The 18,963-nt window shown below is 45.6% G+C and carries 18 protein-coding genes; all 18 read right to left on the bottom strand.

The annotated features are described in order from the left end of the window. The coding region (locus KT99_RS20865; RefSeq protein ID WP_040571926.1) for a PA14 domain-containing protein at positions 1–4,089 on the bottom strand (4,089 nt) is incomplete at its 3' end. A gap of 58 nt (positions 4,090–4,147) precedes the next feature. After that, on the bottom strand, positions 4,148–4,627 hold the full coding sequence (locus tag KT99_RS11935) for a hypothetical protein (RefSeq protein WP_005500352.1): 480 nt from the start codon (positions 4,625–4,627) through the stop codon (positions 4,148–4,150). Beyond that, positions 4,617–5,444 carry a PilW family protein gene (locus KT99_RS11930; protein WP_005500349.1) on the bottom strand — a complete coding sequence of 276 codons (828 nt, stop codon included), beginning with the start codon at positions 5,442–5,444 and terminating at the stop codon, positions 4,617–4,619. Before KT99_RS11930 ends, KT99_RS11935 begins: the two co-directional genes overlap by 11 nt. Beyond that, a complete protein-coding gene (locus KT99_RS11925) occupies positions 5,444–6,022 on the bottom strand; it encodes a prepilin-type N-terminal cleavage/methylation domain-containing protein (RefSeq protein WP_005500345.1) in 579 nt (192 codons plus the stop codon). Before KT99_RS11925 ends, KT99_RS11930 begins: the two co-directional genes overlap by 1 nt. Next, positions 6,012–6,467 carry a pilus assembly FimT family protein gene (locus tag KT99_RS11920; RefSeq protein WP_005500342.1) on the bottom strand — a complete coding sequence of 152 codons (456 nt, stop codon included), beginning with the start codon at positions 6,465–6,467 and terminating at the stop codon, positions 6,012–6,014. The genes KT99_RS11925 and KT99_RS11920 overlap by 11 nt, the downstream gene beginning before the upstream one ends. A gap of 346 nt (positions 6,468–6,813) precedes the next feature. Then, positions 6,814–7,341 (bottom strand): prepilin-type N-terminal cleavage/methylation domain-containing protein, encoded by a 528-nt coding sequence (locus tag KT99_RS11915; RefSeq protein WP_005500340.1) that lies wholly within the window; start codon positions 7,339–7,341, stop codon positions 6,814–6,816. Positions 7,342–7,353: 12 nt separating this feature from the next. Next, a complete protein-coding gene (locus KT99_RS11910; protein ID WP_005500339.1) occupies positions 7,354–7,896 on the bottom strand; it encodes a prepilin-type N-terminal cleavage/methylation domain-containing protein in 543 nt (180 codons plus the stop codon). Between the two features lie 63 nt (positions 7,897–7,959). Beyond that, a complete protein-coding gene (locus KT99_RS11905) occupies positions 7,960–8,571 on the bottom strand; it encodes a pilus assembly FimT family protein (protein WP_040571924.1) in 612 nt (203 codons plus the stop codon). Positions 8,572–8,713: 142 nt separating this feature from the next. Then, positions 8,714–9,244, bottom strand: coding sequence for a hypothetical protein (locus tag KT99_RS11900; protein ID WP_005500329.1), 531 nt, complete (start codon positions 9,242–9,244; stop codon positions 8,714–8,716). Between the two features lie 262 nt (positions 9,245–9,506). After that, positions 9,507–10,727 carry a type II secretion system F family protein gene (locus tag KT99_RS11895; RefSeq protein ID WP_005500323.1) on the bottom strand — a complete coding sequence of 407 codons (1,221 nt, stop codon included), beginning with the start codon at positions 10,725–10,727 and terminating at the stop codon, positions 9,507–9,509. A gap of 144 nt (positions 10,728–10,871) precedes the next feature. After that, complete coding sequence (locus KT99_RS11890; RefSeq protein ID WP_005500322.1) at positions 10,872–12,629, bottom strand: GspE/PulE family protein; 1,758 nt, start codon at positions 12,627–12,629, stop codon at positions 10,872–10,874. Next, on the bottom strand, positions 12,626–13,735 hold the full coding sequence (locus tag KT99_RS11885; protein WP_005500320.1) for a tetratricopeptide repeat protein: 1,110 nt from the start codon (positions 13,733–13,735) through the stop codon (positions 12,626–12,628). The genes KT99_RS11890 and KT99_RS11885 overlap by 4 nt, the downstream gene beginning before the upstream one ends. Continuing rightward, positions 13,732–14,640 carry an ExeA family protein gene (locus KT99_RS11880; protein ID WP_005500318.1) on the bottom strand — a complete coding sequence of 303 codons (909 nt, stop codon included), beginning with the start codon at positions 14,638–14,640 and terminating at the stop codon, positions 13,732–13,734. Before KT99_RS11880 ends, KT99_RS11885 begins: the two co-directional genes overlap by 4 nt. Before the next feature lie 3 nt (positions 14,641–14,643). Further along, entirely contained in the window at positions 14,644–16,326 is a 1,683-nt protein-coding gene (gene mshL, locus KT99_RS11875; protein ID WP_005500316.1) for a pilus (MSHA type) biogenesis protein MshL, read from the bottom strand. 6 nt (positions 16,327–16,332) lie between these two features. Then, entirely contained in the window at positions 16,333–16,662 is a 330-nt protein-coding gene (locus KT99_RS11870) for a hypothetical protein (RefSeq protein WP_005500314.1), read from the bottom strand. Beyond that, positions 16,643–17,299 (bottom strand): hypothetical protein, encoded by a 657-nt coding sequence (locus KT99_RS11865; RefSeq protein WP_005500312.1) that lies wholly within the window; start codon positions 17,297–17,299, stop codon positions 16,643–16,645. The genes KT99_RS11870 and KT99_RS11865 overlap by 20 nt, the downstream gene beginning before the upstream one ends. Beyond that, positions 17,296–17,901, bottom strand: coding sequence for a PilN domain-containing protein (locus tag KT99_RS11860; protein ID WP_005500305.1), 606 nt, complete (start codon positions 17,899–17,901; stop codon positions 17,296–17,298). The genes KT99_RS11865 and KT99_RS11860 overlap by 4 nt, the downstream gene beginning before the upstream one ends. Beyond that, positions 17,898–18,848 (bottom strand): hypothetical protein, encoded by a 951-nt coding sequence (locus KT99_RS11855; protein WP_005500303.1) that lies wholly within the window; start codon positions 18,846–18,848, stop codon positions 17,898–17,900. Before KT99_RS11855 ends, KT99_RS11860 begins: the two co-directional genes overlap by 4 nt. Positions 18,849–18,963 lie beyond the last annotated feature (115 nt).

Genomic DNA, 18,963 nt, shown 5'->3' with positions numbered 1-18,963 from the left:
CATATTCATACCTGTCGTCGCCGCCTCTCCAGTGCTCATTGAAGTTACTGTGTTATACACGGAGCAGCTATCATCAACATTGATGATCCAGGTCGGAACATTAGCTGCCGTCACAGCACTGACATATTCGGTTCGTAGCGGCAGGCGCAGGCTTTCCGACTGCGGGCCATAACCGTTGTCCAATAGCAATCGGCCATATCTCAACTCAAATGAAGCGCCATCGGCAAGATCTTCGAAAGAGAAAGGCTGACAGCTACCGCTTGAATCGGCTTTATAGCAGATATCATCTTCATCGGTGACATCAGTAACAGCCAACTTTAGATCAAACTTAGCATCGAACGGTGCAGTTGGTGTAGGCGAACGCACATACTCGACTTCTGCACCCGTTAATGTCGCTGTATTGGCGTTATTGGCATAGCGAACGCTGCCCGATAACCCAGGATATTCACTATCCTGAATTTGTAGCTCACCGGTTTTATCTTCATAACCTCTTCCGGGCCACTGATTTCTACTGGCCTCCTTTTTATGCTTATATCGCCACCAGTCACCAAGCTGATAGTTACTTGCTTCACTACCATCAGCCACCATGCCTTTTACCTGGATAATAGGTTCCCCACCTCCTGAAAAAACAAAGGATTGATCCATATAGGTAAAGGTACTACAGCTATGGGTCAGAGAGGGTGAGTTTGCGGATATATCCAGATAAGCCGGAGTGAAGCGACCAAACACTTCACTGCTGGCGTTATTTTCTGAAATCGTGACACCCAGATAACTGATATCTTGAGCAAGCTTAGCTGTGACAGTCCCTACTTCATTCCAGCTTTGATTGATGAGCTGTGAACCATCACTAGCCGATAAATTGAAATCTACCGCTGAAGTACTAAAGCCGCCATTGATGCCGCCATCGGCTATCGATGGCATCTCTACAGCAGCTTGGATCAGAATATTGCTGTGCTTAAAGTTTTTCAGAGCCGGGTTGTCGCTAAAGTCACTGTCACCATCTGAACGCCAGCCTACGGCTTTCAGGCGCATATCAAAACTTTCTCCAGCCTTAGCCAATACTTTACAGTCTTCATCATAGGGGTCGGAGCTATCACAACGATTTGTTGATACATTGAAAAAATGAAAGCCTGCCGGTTTAGCGACGAAGTTATCTTGATGCTCGAGCACTAGCTCCTCGGTGCCATTTGGTGTCGTCACAGTGTGTGTATAAGAAGCCTTGAGTGTCACTTCACCGGCTTCTGGGTAGTTGACACTTAATAGTGCCTTACCGTTAGCATCAAATTGCACACTGACACTCTCGGTATCACCGCCTGCAATCACTTTACTCTCGGTTGGTGCCATAAGCGTTAATGGCGCTGGGTTATTCACTAGGCTTGGATCTTTATAGTTAAACGAAAAATCTATAGATTTAGCCTGGTTACTAAAGAGAGGAACACACTGCTGAGTGCTGGTATCTTTAGTAACGGCAAACAGTTCAAACAGGTCACTATCTTTATAAGATATTGTATCCGGTAGATTAAAATATAAACCTGTGTCTTCAAAGGTTAACTGACAGGCAGTATTATCGACCTCAACATCATCGATGAAGCAGCGATAAATACCATACGGAGCTGTACCTCCAAGGCCAATTAAAGCCGTTCCACCCTCAGCATGCCAGAGCTCTGCAGCAGGAACGGTATGCCCAGTAAAGTTAACCCTAGTGTATACGCCACCGTTTTTAGTCAGGTCGACACTGGACAAAACTGAAGTTTCAGCAGTGCAATCAGTATTAGCACAAGCACGAATAAGTATATCCTTTGCCGCGCAACTAATTGCATCGGATGAAAACTCGATACGATAGTGATCGATCGCTGGCGGCTCAGAAACGGCCTCAAAGGCAAAATAACCAATATTTTCAGCGAGGTGATTTCGCTCGGCATTACTTTGTTGATCTTCATCGATAGCAAAGCTAATAGTATTATTAAATACTGAATGACGACAGCGTCTTACCCAACCACCATCGGCACCACGACGTGAGTTTTTATTGGCTATAACATAGGGCTGACTAGAGTAAGTATTTTCATAAAAAGTCGAATAAGCACACTGTTGAAGCAATGTTCGGGGACGATTTCCTCCACTGCTGTTAAGGGCATAATCAAACTCATACAAGATTACCTCGCCATCTACTTGCATGGAGCCAGCCCCCAGCCCAGCCACATAGCCTAAGGTTTCATCTTGAGTGATCGAACCATCCACTTCCGATGCTTCTATTGCAATATCAAACTCATCGCCTTTAAAGCTAATATTGTTGATCACTGTGGTGATAAAACGATTATTATGTCTGGATAACGTTTGCCCGACCATAGCCGGTTTAGCACCAAACTTGTGCCTGAAACTGATATTTTCATAACCTCTGCCGGCAGAGGTTAGCAGTTTTCCTTGATACTTTTTAGTCTCAACCTTGCCCGCTTGCAGTGCCTTTCCACGTTCTAGAAAACGATACCCAGGCTCCATGACAAAATAATCCACTGTAGACATATCATCTGCAGACACTTTATTGCTTGGCGGTTCATTTTGTTCAATAGCAGCCGTTGTGGCACCGCTGGATACTAGCCTCACGGTCCCAGGGCCATCCTGCGTAGGGTTAGCACTATCTAAGGTTGGCATCAAGATAATCACAGGCGCGGTAGCGTAGCTATTCTTAAAATTAATCACAGCACTGCCGCTACTCAAGGAGACTCGGCCAAACTCAAATTGAGGAAATGGACAAGTTAGATATGCTGACTCAGGTACTTTGACTAAACTCAATGCCGATGGCGGCTGCCAATACAGATGATAAGCTTCAGCCCCAGTCGCCTCATGGTAACGTACCTCTATTTTATGTGTTCCTTGAGCTAAAGATATGTCCCCGGTTCTACAAGGCCAGCCACATTGCCCGTGCAATCCGTAAAATCCCACGACAAGCTGGCCGTCAATCAAGAGCTCTATTGAATCATCACCATCGATACCTAAGGTATATTCACCGGTTTCAGGCACATCCAAATAACCGGTAAAGATACCTGCATAGTTATCCCCCTGACTCGAGTGAGGGCTGATCCCGCCACCGTAACCTTCAATGCGGGACTCAATGGACTCGCCTAACTGATTAGTCGTGGTTTTAACCGTATCGACAAGGCTATTAAAGTCATTATGATCGCCTGGACTGGTATATTGCCCAGGCTTCCAGCTTGTGGCGTCATAGGTTCGATAAGTGATACCCGTGACTCCTGCTTGCCCTGCTGGACATTGCAGTGGCACAACCGGTAACACAGGTTCAACACCGCAATCCGGAACAACATTTATCGATGCCGCAGTGTCATTAAAATAGATCAAACTATTCGTTGCTAATGAGATGTCATCAGAAGTCACTCCACCTTCGACCACAGCTAGGTCTTCGAGTTGTAGCCCCCCCTCAGCCACTACATAGCCTCTGAGGTATACACCATAATTAATTTTCACATCGCTATATGCATATAGAATAAATTGTTCTGCACTATAGGAAAGGCTCGAATTTAGATGGGTATAATTATCTCTAACAAAGAAACTCACCGTTCCGGTCGGTGGAAAAATAATGTTAACATCACGATTGATCTGCAGTGACTCAATCCAATATTGCCCGGCTGCCAGCTTCAATGTGCCACTTTCAGCGGTCAACGACTTAAGCTTATAAATCCCATTTTCAGTGCTAAAGGTGATATTTCTATTCCAGCCTCCAGTCAGCAATACATCAGCATACTCCCCCTCAGGAATAGTGATCTCTTCATAGGGAGAAGGGGGGCCTATATCATAGTTACTTGTCGAGCGGCAGCGTTGAAATGGAATTCGGTCTTCGGGTAGCCTCGCAGTATAGCCTCCGTTTTTACAATTTTTAACATTCCCGTTAGGAGGCACACAAGACTTTTGTTCTTCTGCAACATCGAATGTAGGTAAGTTTCCGTTTTGGGAGGCATTATGTAATTTGGCAGTGCCTTTAAACTCTATTTTACCATCACTGCTATATGAGTTTACCCCTTCGATAAACGTGGCCGTCCAGTCAGCTGCATATGCAGGTAGTAAAGTCGATCCCATCAGCAACACTAGGATGATTATCCTCTGGGTGATTTGCCTTCCCTTGAAGATAAAAGTATCAATCACGGGCTTCTACCTCCACCTGACGGTTTACTCTCAAGCAGTTACCGTTAATGCTGCTACAGTCTCCGGTTTCACAGGTCGCAGCACTGGTGATCAGAAAGCGGGTCACGCTAGCGACCGTTGTTGGCGTACAAGTCAGCACGACACTGCACTGATGAAAACCGGGGGCAACGGGCGGCGTCCAAGTTGCAGACACATTGGTGCAACTTGAAGCAGAACCGTCGAGTTGGAACAACTGGGCCAAGGCTCTATCGGCACCTGAATTGGCAGCAAAGAGGGCGCGGGTGCCCCACACCTCGAGGTTAACCTGCTCATCGGCATCTTCGAGTACATTGATTAACGCGGATGCCATCAGAAACATCACAGTGATGACGAAGATACCTATCATCAAGGCACTGCCCCGCTGCTTTGCAAAAGCATTACTTGCAAAGCCTCTAAACGATGAATGAGTTTTCTGGTTCATATTAGGGGACATTGACCACCTGCACCTGATGTTGATATTGAAACGCTTGGCCATTAACCTCAAATTGTGGTGTTAACTGCACCACAGCATTATTAATCAAGGTTCCTGGAGTATAAAATATTGGCCAATTGCCGTCTTTTATCACAACATTCTCAGCCATTAATGCACTCTTAGCATTGCCTCCCATTTGAGTGGCTGTAGGCTGAGTGACATTGAACATGTTATAGCTGGCATAACGCCTAATATTGCCATTGGCAAAGAAGCAGTAACTCACCGCGTTGTCCACCATAAAGAAGCGACGTCGTGGCGAAGCCTCGCTAAAACGTACCGCACGATCGAAGGTGACCGTGTTGGTCGTAGCATCGTATTTATCGATATCAAATAACCTACCCTCACTCGCCGTCGGAGTAGCAGAGTAAATATGGGTTAATTGCAGTGGATACACTAGCATCCTATGATCTTTATTTATCCCCAGTGATGGTGTCATAACAGTCCCAGTCAAACTTGTAGTCTCCGGAGATATAGGCAGGTCAATATAGGAGGCGCAGGCCTGAATCGGCACGAATTCGATGCACTGGAACGTGGCTGGATTTTTCGTCACACGCAGGCTGTTTGGCACGGCGTTTCTAATTTCGCGAGTCATACGCTCCATAACGAAACGACTCTGACTCAGCACCTGATCGACAGTAGTAGATTCGACGAAGATACGTGTCCCCATGATGACAAAACTACTGACTCCAAGCACCATAACACCGAGGATGATGATCACCATCACCATCTCGACCAAGGTAAAGCCATCGCTTTGGCGTAACTGTCTTAAGCCCGACATCAGTAGTTACTCCTGACCGCGTTGTAGACGATCTGTTCGCCACTGGGCGTCGTCACAGTAACCGTTATCAGTTTACGGTTCAGATCTGAAGTATTGGGATAGGTCACTGTGACTAATAATTTATAATTTAAATACTGGCTCTTATAGGTACTTGTCGAGTTAAGTATATTGCTATCCTCACTAAGCCAATGATAATCATCGACATCATTAAAACTATTGCGGTTCTCGCCAGTTTCAGGGCCGAGTTTATTTTCTGCAGTACAAACCTCGCCTGCTGGTAAACCTAAATCAGGCCTTGCGGTTGCACCACAGGCCGGCACGCCGCCGTTGGGGTTGGTGTTTTGGTCGTAGCGTTTACTCCAGATCTCATTCATAACCGAGTGGGCCAGCTCAGCCGAACGCACACGGTGCAAGGTCTCGGCGGCGCGATCGGCTTGTGGGAATAACATGCTGGTCAACATGACTAAGCCTATGCTGAGAACCACCATGCCGACGATGAGTTCAATAAGAGTAAAGCCGTTAGATTTGTGCGCTAAATGAACTTGCATGTCTGTTTTTTTGAACGAATTAACGGCCATGGATATACCCCTGACTCTCGATACTGATACTCAAGGTCTCATCGGCAATCACATTAATACATGGACCACTGCAGCCCATACTGGAGATCCCGGCAGTATCGAAATTCACATTGAAGGTATCACTGCTATCAGATGCTCGCGCCAAGCTAGCACCTCCCGAAAATGCTTGTTTAGCTTCCGTTCGGTTCGTTCCGGTACAGGTATTGTTATCGAAACGACGTAACTGATAACCACTGGCATCGACATCGACTCGATAACAGCGATCTTGATTGTTCATCGCCATCAGTTGCGCCTTGCGTAACTCACTAATAAACTCGTCACGTAGAGTGAAGGCACTGTAACTCGAACTGGTCATCAGACGTGGCAATACCACCACAGAGAGAATGGCAATGAGTATTATGGTGGTGACTAGCTCTACCAGAGTAAAGCCTGCATTTTTTCTCATCTGTATACCGAAAATTTAATCTGTTTATCACTAAGTATGACAAAAAACTGTGATATTTTATATATATAATACCTATTCGCTTAAACTTTAAAGGCTGAATGACAGAAAGGTGAATTTGCTGAATTAAAAGCTAGGTAAGCTAAAATCCCTAAGATAATAATCACCACACCAACTCAATCAGGGTAAATTTTTGCTGTTTTAACATATTCATACTGCATGTGATCCGTTCAGCAAGCGTCCATGCTGTGAGTAAGTTAATTTCAGTAAAACTGAACAGCTTTATCAAGGTTAAGCTTCACGCATAAAAAAGGCCTGCTAAGCAGGCCTTTTTATGACTGAAGAACTATTAGCAACCAGTAGTCAAACTAGTAATTGCAAAGGTACCAGCAGTAGCACTCGTTAATCCATTTTCATACTTTACGTAGCAAGTTCCAGGAGCAGAAGATGCTTCAGGACTATTTATTCCTTGTGGGTAAAAATAGACTACGTTAGTCGCAGTATCATAAACCCATTCTGTAGTGTCATCACTTGCTGACTCAAGTGAAACATTGATATCTAAAACATTTGCGAGACTATTAGTCCAAGCAGCAGTTGCATGACCATAGTTTAATAATACAGTTGTTCCTGCAGAATCAACGGTTACAGTGGGGGGCGTTGAAGCACCGCTTCCCTGAGTCTCATTACCTGAAATTAAAGACTTAGAGTGAATTAAGCTATCCCCACCTTTTGCAGCAGCTTCCAATCCGCTTACCGTAGATGCTTTAGCATCGGATTGAAGGTTAATAAACTTAGGTGCGGCGGTAACAGCAAGAATACCTAAGATAATTATAACTACAACGAGCTCTATTAAAGTAAAACCATTTTGCTTTTTCATATCTATAACCTATTAACAGCCTGTATCAACAACTTCATATTTGGGGGATACTGTAGCCGATGTGGCAGCGGTATATTTCATGTGACAAGCACTGACGGCTGTATCGGTCGCCGTACGCCCCTGAGGAACTATTTTAAATGAAGTGGCAGTAGATATCACCCCCCATTCACTACCAGTAACTACAATAGTATCATCAGCTAATGCTTGGAAAGTCACATCCATTGCCTTTTCAAGATTCGTGATAGTGTTTGCAACCGTCGCACTACTATCTAAATATCCATAAGCTGTAGTAACACTAATATCATCAGTAGTAACAGCTGTTCCCATGTTATTTAATACAACAGACCCTGTTGAAGTTTCTTTCCCTTGTATAGCCGCTTTAGAAAAGACTAAAGTATTTGCACCTTGTAAAGCTGCTTTTACTCCTTGAACTGTCGATTCACGAGCATCCGACTGAAGATTGATAAACTTAGGTGCTGCTGTAACAGCAAGAATACCTAGAATGATAATAACGACCACTAATTCGATTAGCGTAAAACCTTTTTGCTTGTTCATTTACCTACTACCTTTCTATTTTCTATACAGCTTCCATGCTCGCTACTGAGATTAGATACAGACCTAGTTAGTAAAACTAACTACCGTGCCCGTACCTGGGTTATAGGTGATGCCTTTACCCACATTCAAATCGGGAGTGGGTGTTGGAACCCCAGTTGCTTGATCTAATACTAAAGACGCCACCTGATGGTACACGCATAGATCGATACCATTTACCGTATCACCGTTGAGACTTATGGCATTGCCTCCTACGCCAGCTAACATGCGTACTGTATATCTTTGATTTCTAGCATCTGCGGAAAACTGCACATTTCGCGGCGCACTCTGAAGAATGCTGTTAAACACTTGCTGACAACGATTGTCGTTCATCGCCGTTACGTTAGTAGCGTTAGGAACTGTGCCTGTCGGGAAACCAAAACGTGTATCTAAGGAGACACTCGTGCCATCTAAGATCACCGTATTATTATTGCGACCATCGACTTCCCACTGTGCGCGTACAAAACCGACCGCAGTAGCTAGACCACCGGCGACACCATCTAAACTGGCGTTTTCTGCGTCATCGGTGACATTGAGAAAACGCGGGATAGCGGTTGCGGCAAGCAAACCAAGAATCACGATCACGATCACCAGTTCTATTAAAGAGAAACCTTGCTGACGGCTTCGAGAGTTACTCATAGTAAGACCTTTAAATTGACCTTTCATTTCATTTTTCATTTGACTATTCATTTGATTTTCAATCTGCTTATTCATATAAGCCCCCATAGCATATTTTACAATTCTAACAGTTCGGAGAATTTTATAAACCTATGAAACGACTCTATTTTCTCCATTTTTTGTCATTCGTCAAAAATATTACGCGTCCGGTTGTCAGTTGATAACCAAGGCGATCGAAATTGTTAGCAACATAGCTACAAACATCTCCTCCCTGGCCAAATACAGATACAACTTGTTGTGATGCGGTATCTAAACCCAGTAGCTGATACCAAAGTTGTTCACAACCAGCAGAATCCGACTTGTTAGGTAACGGCCAGCCTCCAGAACTCATTTTAACAAAATTTATATCTGCTGTAATTTGAGTGGAATTCTTATCTGCACTTATCGAAATGCCAGTATCCCAATCCAGCCTCATATCTTTGGGTCTACCCTGTGCTAGCCACTTCGCCTTGATCATACCCAACACATTCAATAGCCGAGTATGATCGATCCTCAGACCCTGAGCAGCTATGTGGTTCACCGAAGCAAAATACTTAAAGCCTAAAACACCTAGCAAGGCGAGTAGCAAAATGATTGCTATCATCTTGCTATATAACGCCAATAACACTCCATCGGATTTCTGCTGGCTTAGCATTAGGTTTTTCCTGCCTTATCCAGACAATGATCTAATTTCATCTACTTCCCGTCTGTAACCACATTGAGCATGTCCCATCATAAAAAGCTAGATATATACCTGCTTTAGGCTGATGACTGATTGATATAATCTACCTTCCACCTTTAACTACATTAAGCATATCCCACCATATGGCTAGGTATATACCTGCTTTACCTTCCACCTTTAACCACGTTGAGCATGTCCCACCATATGGCTAGATATATACCTGCTAGCCCAAAGTTTACCTTCCACCTTTAACTACATTAAGCATATCCCACATGGGAAGATAGATACCCAGCGCCAATATCAATACTATGCCCGCGACGAAGCCAATTAAAATAGGCTCGAGTTTAGCGGTGAGGTTTTTAAGGTCGTAATCCACTTCGCCCTCGTAAAAGTCTGCGGCGTCGTTAAGTAACTGGTCTATTTGACCCGTTTCTTCGCCGACGGCAACCATCTGTAACACTAGCGGAGTGAACAATTGGCTATGATTCGATACTCGCAACATGGACTCACCGGATTCTATGCCCCGACGCATGGCGACGATTCGATCGTGCATGTAGGCGTTATCTACGGCATCGGCTACTAGGCTTAACGCCTGCGTCATAGGGACTCCGGCACTGAGCATCATGGAAAAGCTACGGCAGTATCTGGATAAAGTAGAGCGCTCGATGATGCTACCTATAGCGGGAATATGTAGCTTCCATCTATCCCATAGTTTCTCACCCTTCTCAGAGTTGTGCCAGTAGCGAATGCCGATATAGGTTCCTATGCCACCGACCAGCATGGCCGGCCAATAGTTTACAAATAGGCTAGATGTACCGATTAATAACTTGGTTGCCCAAGGTAGTTCGGCACCGAAACGAGAAAACATATCGGCAAACTTTGGGATCACCATGATGTTCAAGATCACCATGGCGATGGTGATGGCAATCAAGACAAAGGTTGGATAACGCATCGCGGCCTTGATCCGGCGCCGAGTCTCCTGCTCGCGTTCGATATAACCCGCTAACTGCATAAAAGCATCTTCGAGTTTACCCGTGTTCTCTCCTACATGAACCATGGAAACGAACAGCGCATCGAACACATCCTGGTGATGATTCATTGCCGAAGATAAGGGACGACCGGCGGTTAATTGTTCGGAAATATCATCGAGGGCATCTCGCATACGTTGCGAATTAGTCGTTTCTGACAAGCCAGCGATGGCGCGTAAAATAGGAATGCCTGAACGAGTCAAAGAATACATCTGTCGACTAAAAATCTGCAGTTCGGAGAGGCTCACCTTAGCTTTAAACAATGCTGCCAGAGAGAAGTCTTGCCTCTCCTTAGTCTCAGTGAGCTCTAATGGAATAACCGCACGAGACATCAGCTGATCCGCAGCAACACTCTCAGAGGTGGCATCAACCACACCGGTAACTAGTTGTCCCTGGGCGTCGCGCCCTCGGTATTTGTAGACTGCCATTAATTATGTGCCATCATCATTATTCAGATCATTTCTCATGCTATTTATAAGACTGCCACTAATATGTGCCACCATCACTATTCAGATCATTTCTCATGAGATTTATAAGACTGCCACTAATATGTGCCACCATCACTATTCAGATCATTTCTCATGCGATTGCTTAACCATATCGACCGACAGTGGAATTGGAGACTCGGTCACATCTTCGACTAGCTTGGCGACCTCTTCGATGGTCGTCATCCCCTCGGCCAGATATTTAAGTGCAGACTCGGCTAAAGGAGTAAAATTAGGACTCTCTTTAGCCGCATTGGCAAAATCTTGTGGATTACCGGTCCGCATAGCTTCTACCATAGGTTCATCTAATTCAAGTAGCTCAAACACACCGATACGCCCACGGTAACCACTGCCATTGCAGCTTTGGCAACCTGAGCCAATTTTGAGTTTAGCCTGTGAGAAGTCCAGATGACTGACCGAGTTTAACCAGACACTGTCTTGCGCCGTTAATTGATAATCAGCGGAGCAATTCTGGCAAACTCGCCGCACCAATCGTTGAGCAATAATAACCCTTAACGCACTCGCCACCAGATAACTCGCCGCACCCATATCCAACAGACGTAATGCACTGGTTACCGCATCATTGGTGTGCAAGGTCGACAACACGAAGTGACCGGTTAGGGCGCCTCGAAGGCCAATCTCGACCGTCTCCTGATCTCGCATCTCACCCACCATGATGATATCGGGATCTTGACGCAGTGCGCTTCGTAATACATGAGCAAAGTCTAAGCCAATTTTATGGTTGACCTGAACCTGGTTAATACGCGGCAGCTGGTATTCAACCGGGTCTTCAACCGTGATTATTTTTCTATCAGCGGTATTGAGTTCACTCAATATGCCGTATAGGGTTGTGGTCTTACCGCTACCCGTTGGTCCGGTCACCAATAACATCCCGTGGGGGCGCTTAATCTGCTTACGAATACGTGCCAAGATCTCCGGCGGCATACCCGTTTCATTAAGAGTCAGCAAGCCAGCGGATTGATCGAGCAGACGCATCACCACAGATTCACCATGATAAATGGGCATGGTCGACATACGCACATCGATCTGATGCCCTTTAATCTCTATATGAAAACGGCCATCCTGTGGCAGACGCTTCTCGGAGATATCCAGACCAGCCATCAGTTTTAGCCGCAAAACCAAAGCCGCGGCAATACTCACTTCTGGTAATATATTTTCATGTAATTGGCCATCGATACGTTGCCTGATGCGTAGTACCTTCTCACCAGGTTCGATATGGATATCCGAGGCCCGCATCTGCACTGCATCTTCGAAGATGGACTGCAGTAGCTTGACGACTGTGGTTTCATTATCACTGTCACCCTCGGTGAGCCTGGCAAGATCGAACTGATCATCGGCGGCATATTCCTCTTCGAGCTTACCCGCAATCTGTGCGATCTCATCGGTACGTCTATAGAGATTATCGAAGGCGTCCAGCAGTTGACACTCGGTCACTACGGCAATCTTCAATAACTTAGGCAGCAACTGCACCTCAAGGTTATCCATGGCTTGTAAGTCGGCCGGGTCGCTCATGGCAACCAAGACACTATCGCCATTATCTTCGACGACCAGCGCACGGTAACGTCTCGCTTGAACTTCTGGCAGCAAGGTGACGACTTCATTGGAGATGGAACGCTTACTGATATCGATAAATGGAATATTCAGCTGTTGGGAGAGGAAGCGTAGCAGTTGCTCTTCGGTGATAGCGTTAAGATCGATCAAGGTGCGGCCCAATTTTTTGCCACTACTTCTCTGCTCGGCTAACGCTTCCAGTAGCTGAGCCTCACCTATGATCTGTTCCTGAACCAGAAGATCACCCAGACGCATCTTTAACTTCGGTTTCACTCGCTCTCTCCTAACTGGACTAGTCTATTTTCAATATATTCGTTCGCCTGCTTAGATAAACCGTCTGCTGACAAGGCTTGTCTGTAGGCCTGCTTGGCCGAGTCATATTCCAATTGTGAATCTAGGGCATAACCCAGCCCCATCCACCATCTGGCCTGGCCAGCTTCTATGCATAATAATTTTCGGTAGCTTTCTTCGGCCAATTGATAGTTTTCGCTCTTCTGTGCCAAGCTAGATTGCATGGTCCATTTTTGCTTGGCCAATAGGCTCTCATCTGGGATCTGCTCCAGACTGGACATGGCCAACTGAATATCACCAGAGGCTTGCTGCACTCTGGCGAGTAAGAAGAGATAATCGTATTCCTCGGGGAAAAGAGTCATGCCTTTTATCAGGATGTTACTGGCTGAGTCGAGACGACCCTTACCGTAATAAAGAGCCGCGAGTTTTCGTCTCGCCTTGTGCATCACTGGCGTTAATGCCAATGCTTCGCCGTAGTAGACGATGGCATCGCTGAGCAGGCCCTGGTTCTCAGCCTCTGTCGCCAGTCGATACCTTCTCAGAGCAAGCTGTTCATTGGAAACGTGCACCTCAGTGACGGCCATCGAACTGGGCTTAGGTGCAACAGGCGTGACTAAAACAGATGTAGATTTGGTAGCGGTATCAGGCTGAATAGCGGGTTTAGTTATATTTTCTGCGGCTAAAGGCCCCACTGGCTTTACATCACTATCGACCAGATTAAAATTTGCTGATAAAGGCTCTTCCGCTGCCTTTATCGAAGAGACTGAGATATTGCTTGATGTTACCGCTTGAACCGACTCAATCTCAACTTGGCTAGCGAGCTTACTAACCCTGATTTCATCTTGCATTGAAGATGAAGGACGGCCTACTGCAACGACTTTAACCTGCTCAACTTGAGAATTAGGCCAGGCTTGCCAGCTATACGCTATACTGTATAACAGTAAAACGGAGACAATCGCCAGCAATATCCAAGGTAGCTTAGAGACAGGCTTAGCCTGATATTGTACCGGAGCAACATGTAGGTTTTCCAGCTCATGGGATTGCTGACGCTTATCCAGATCTTTAAGCATAGAATTAATCACGCTCATACACTGGTTCCATAAAATAGCTGTAGCCCTATCCCGCTAGTCACAGATATGAGGCTCAAGAGCATAAACCAAAACCATCGTGCCCTATAGCTAAGTTTAGTATCTTGGGTGTCAATGATGGCGCCTTTAACGTGACGGTATTCGACTCGCTTGGCACCCTCACCAAAACTTAATAACAGCGCCTTGTGAGCTAAAATATTAATCAATCTGGGGATCCCTTTCGATGCAGCTACCAACACTCGCGTATTTTTATGGTCAAATAATGGCTGACCCACACGACCCGCAACGGATAGCCTGTGCTGAACATAGGCATCGGCTTCATCCAAGGTCAAGGGGCGCAGGCAATAGCTGAAGGTAATTCTCTGTCGCAACTGCCTGAAATTATGTTGATTTAATCTTTCATCCAACTCAGGTTGAGCAAATAGCACCACCTGTAGCAACTTGCGACTCTCGGTCTCTAAGTTGGTGAACAGGCGCAGTGCTTCCAGGCTCTCATCGGGAAGGGCCTGAGCCTCATCCAGAACCAGTACAATTGAATGGCCATGGGCACACAGAGCCAGCAATTGCTGCTGTATAAGCCCTGTCAGCTGTATCTGATCGATATCGGCGGAATATTTAAGCCCAAGTTCCAGTGCAACGGCCCAACGTAGTTCCGCCGGAGATAGATAGGGATTAGGTAGATAAGCACAATGAAAGCGCTGTGGTAGTTCATTGATCAACTTGCGGCAGATGAGGGTTTTTCCCGTACCCACCTCACCAGTCACCTTGATAAAGCCTTCACCCGTCTGCAACGCAGTCTGTAATACCTGCAACGCCTCGACATGAGGCGCGAGTCCAAAGAAAAACTCGGTATTAGGGGTAAGTGAAAAAGGCGTCTGGGCTAAGCCAAAATGTTGCAGGTACAAAATTTACTGCCCTTGTTCTGTTTCATTTTGCTCTTCAGGATACCAAAGATCTAACAGATCTTTAGAGCGCTGTAGCTCCTTCTTCCAGGTATCGACGCCTACCACGGTAGGTTTCAGCAAAATAACCAGTTCCGTTTTTTTCAATGATTTAGCACGATTAGTAAACAGTTCACCAATAAAAGGGATATCGCCTAACAATGGCACCTTAGAAATCAATTCTATGTTCTCACTCTTCATCAAGCCACCAATCACCACCACATCACCACTTCTAGCCATGATAACGGTATCTGATTCACGAATATCACTCCGTGCCAAAGGCAGCTCTAGCGTGCTACCGGAGATTTTAATCGTTTTTATCTGCTCCTTGATATTGATAACCGATGGATGAATATGCAGTATTACATTGCCATCTCCATCGATCTGTGGCGTCACGTCCAGGGCGATACCGGAGAAAAATGGAGTCAATTCGACTTCAGGTGTCGTTATTGGGGTTATGCCAGATATGGTCGTTGACGATACATTGGTGACGAAATACTCATCGGTACCCACCTTAATCACAGCTTTTTGATTATTTAATACCGTAACACGTGGACTCGAGAGTACATCTACATCACCTTGGGTATCGAGCAGGCTGATCATAGTGGAAAAATTGGTACCCGAGAACTTGAGTGAAGTTACCCCGCCAATCACACTGGTGATCTGATCCGACAAACTACCTCCACCTGTAGACGTACCAAACTCAATATCGGTATCTCCCACATGGCCTAAGACATTCTGCCAATTGATCCCTTGTTGATAGCCGTCAGACAAGGTGACTTCCAAGATCTTAGCCTCTATGATCACCTGTCGATGTAGATGAGTCTCGGCAGTTTTTAAGAAGGTTCGTACCTGCCTCAGCTCATTTGGAAATGCGCGAACAGTCACTAATCCGGCTTGGGGCGTAATGACAACCTGACGCCCACCACCGGTATTGCCCACAATGGAGACTAGCGTCTCTTTTAGCTCGCCCCAGAAATCACTCTTTGTAGTAGAACGAATGAAGGTACCATTAGTCGTTTCATTTCTACTATTGCTACTCGAACCAGAATTGTTATTAGACGAGTTGTTACTGTTATTGCTATTGTTGTTACTCGAACTCGAATTACTATTATCTGAAATACGTCCCGAGTTCACCGAAGTCAAAGACAAGCCGTTGCGCTCCATATACAGATAATTCAATGAGAATGTCTCGGTGCGCATACCGGCAGGATAGATACGTAAGATTCGCCCCACATGACTCACCTCATAGCCATAGATATCTTCGACGACTTGCAGCACTTCACTCAATGTCACCCCTTTTAGCGATAGAGAGATATTGCCAGTCACATCGGGATGCACGGCGACACTCAAGGGCGTACCTTGTACCAGGCTGGGGAAAAATACCTTAGCATCAATCTCATGAGCAGACACATCGAAACGACGTTCGGCTCTGCGGCTCGGTGCAAATCCTGTCAGTAACTCGGCAGAGGCGAGTTCCTGCTGAATAGACTCAGGCATTGTTGCCGGAGGAGGCGTGGCCTGCTGCGATTCTGCTTGTACCGACTCAGCCAGAGCCTCTTTAGCGGCCACAGGCTCGGGTCTATTGGTTGTTTGACACGCAACCAATAACAGAGTTAACAGAGGTGTAATAATCTTTAGCGCATTCATTTTTATTTAATTTCCCTTTGACTCTGTTATCGCTTGGAACATGGTGAGTTTACGACCATCAGATAATGAAACTGAATTAATCTCGATAGCCGTGATATTCACACCTTGCACCCTATCCCCGATGCCAAAAATTTCATTATTTATCACAGCGTGGGATGCCGATCCGGCCTTAATCACACTATTGAGTATCAAGTCACGGCTATGACTCGAAGCTACAGACGCGATGATCAGAGACCCATAACCCGGCCTGGTCGGATCCCTTAATGTCTCAGCTTGAGTGCTAGTAGCAAGCAACATCAGCAATGCAATAAACGGGCTAACCTTGAGTAGCGACACTGATAAAGTCCTTATTTATGCTTAAGGTGTAGAGTTCCAGCACGACATTCGCAATGGGATACTCATCGACCTTATAATCAATTTCTTTCCAATACAGCTTGCTCGGCATTGCCTCTACGGCTTCGATAAACTTAAGCACGGAAAAGTAATCTCCCTCCAGAGTCAGACGGATCCCATGACTGTAGAGATTCATCTTCTTATCGTCCCCGATGGCGAGCAAGGGAGTGGCTGCTATCGAGCTGAATTCATGCAGTGTGATGCCCGTGACTTTCCCCAGCAATTCACTCAATAACGCCGGCATATGATTGGCGGGAACCATATCCACCATCTGAAAAGACAGCCGATCATCTAAATCGGCATCTTGCCGCTGCAACACATTCAAACGCTTGTTATATTCATCATTAGGATTTTGCGCTAACCGCTGCTGATACAGATCAATCTGCTGCAATGAAATCTTATTCTCACTGGCGATAGCTTTATTCTGCTGAGTAAGAGACTGATGTTCTAACAATAATGACTCTAGCGGGAGGTAGCACAACATACCTATCACAATCATGGTCGCGCTCGCTACCATGATTCTCTCTCTTTGGGTCAGACCGTCGAATCGAGCGGCCCATTCATTCCATTGCTGCTTCACTTAGCCTCCTCGATTTCCGCCTTGCTGGTCAAGGTAAATGCTAACGGTTTATCCTCACCCCGACTCATTGACAGAAACGCAAATGCGTGACCTTTTAGCGTTTCTGTCGACTTGAGGCGTTCAACCCACAGAGGAACACTATTGGGCGCAGAGCTAAAGCCCTCGAAAATGAATTCATTATTTTCAACTCTGATGCGGTTGAGCCAGATATGACTATTGGCAACACGAGCGAGATCTTTAAATAACATTGAGTATCCATGGCTCGTCAGCGCTTCTCGCTGACTCAGCTCACCCATGAGCATCTGTTTAAGTTCAATTTGTTGAGTGAGAAGATCCACTTGCTCCACGAGTTTGGCATAGGGAGCACGTTTTCCCATTGCCACTTCGAGGGATTTTTTCTGCTTATCCAAACTGATTTTTTGCTTCGCAAGTACCCGCTTATCGGCCTCGAGCCCTGACACTAAGATGTAACTCGCTGAGTTCGCCATAGCAAACAGGACAAGCATAAAAACGAGTACCCGAGTCAGACGCTTAAAGCTGAGCATCTGTACCTGAGGCAACAAGGTATCTGAATACAGATTGACTCTGGTCTTCAACGTCATACCTGTACTCCTGATTCTCTAGACTCGACACGGTGAAACTCACCACAGGTCAGCAGGGCAATCTTAGTCTCAACGGTATCAACAGCAATCGCATTGACCTTCTGATCGAAGTTTGCACTGACTAATTCAGCGAGTTTATCAACTTGACCATTAATCAATAATTCAATCGAAGCCACAGGCGCCTGACGCAGTTGACTCTCGAAATAATCCATAGAACGCTGTAACTCTAAACTTAAGTTATCGGCCATCCCCATGGCTAAATCATCGGCGCTAACGGTATCTAACTTATTAAATCCCCGCACGCGGCGCTGCATATAAAGCTGTCCCTGTTTTACTACTGTCAACAATAATTCCTGCCCTGGGGTATGACACAAAACCAACTTGGCTTGATTATCTTTGGCAAAGAGACTAATAACAGCCATCTCTTCGATGCTTATGCCTAAGACTTGCATATGATGCTCTTGAGCTGCGAGTACCATAGCGGACAACCTTGCCTTCTCGGCAACGACAACATTTAACTTAGTGCTATTTGGTAATGGTGAATCGAAGTAATCGAGATGAATATCCGTTACTGCGTGAGTCACCATATCTTTGACCGACCAGAGTAATGCCTGAGACATCTCACTGGGTTCTACATTAGGTTTGTCGACAACTAACAATTGATAAAATGAAGCGCTCAAGGTGATGTGCAACTTAGCGGGTTTGAATTGCTTAGCAATCGAGGCAAATACACAGGACCAATTTGAACCATTAAACGCAAATTCGTGGGTAATGCTTTCGGTTGCAACACTCTCGCCGACATGATATTCGGTTTCGGTAGTCGAGATGACATCGAGGTGCTTAGCTTGGTACACGACAAGCTTATCCTGACAAACGTAGACGCCAAGCTCGAGTTTCGTCTGCTTGTTTTGCCAGAAAGCCAATCTAGTTAAAAGACTCTTTTCCATTTACAAAATGTCCATAATCCCATTTATCATGTGCAAAAATACTCACGCTCATTGTAGCGGCTAATCTGCTAATAATATAGAAAAAAAACAGAATGAAAACGATCATCGAGTGATT

Origin of the sequence: Shewanella benthica KT99 (assembly GCF_000172075.1) — a bacterium.
In the GTDB taxonomy this organism is placed as follows: domain Bacteria; phylum Pseudomonadota; class Gammaproteobacteria; order Enterobacterales; family Shewanellaceae; genus Shewanella; species Shewanella benthica_A.
This window is presented reverse-complemented; position numbering and strand designations above follow the sequence as displayed.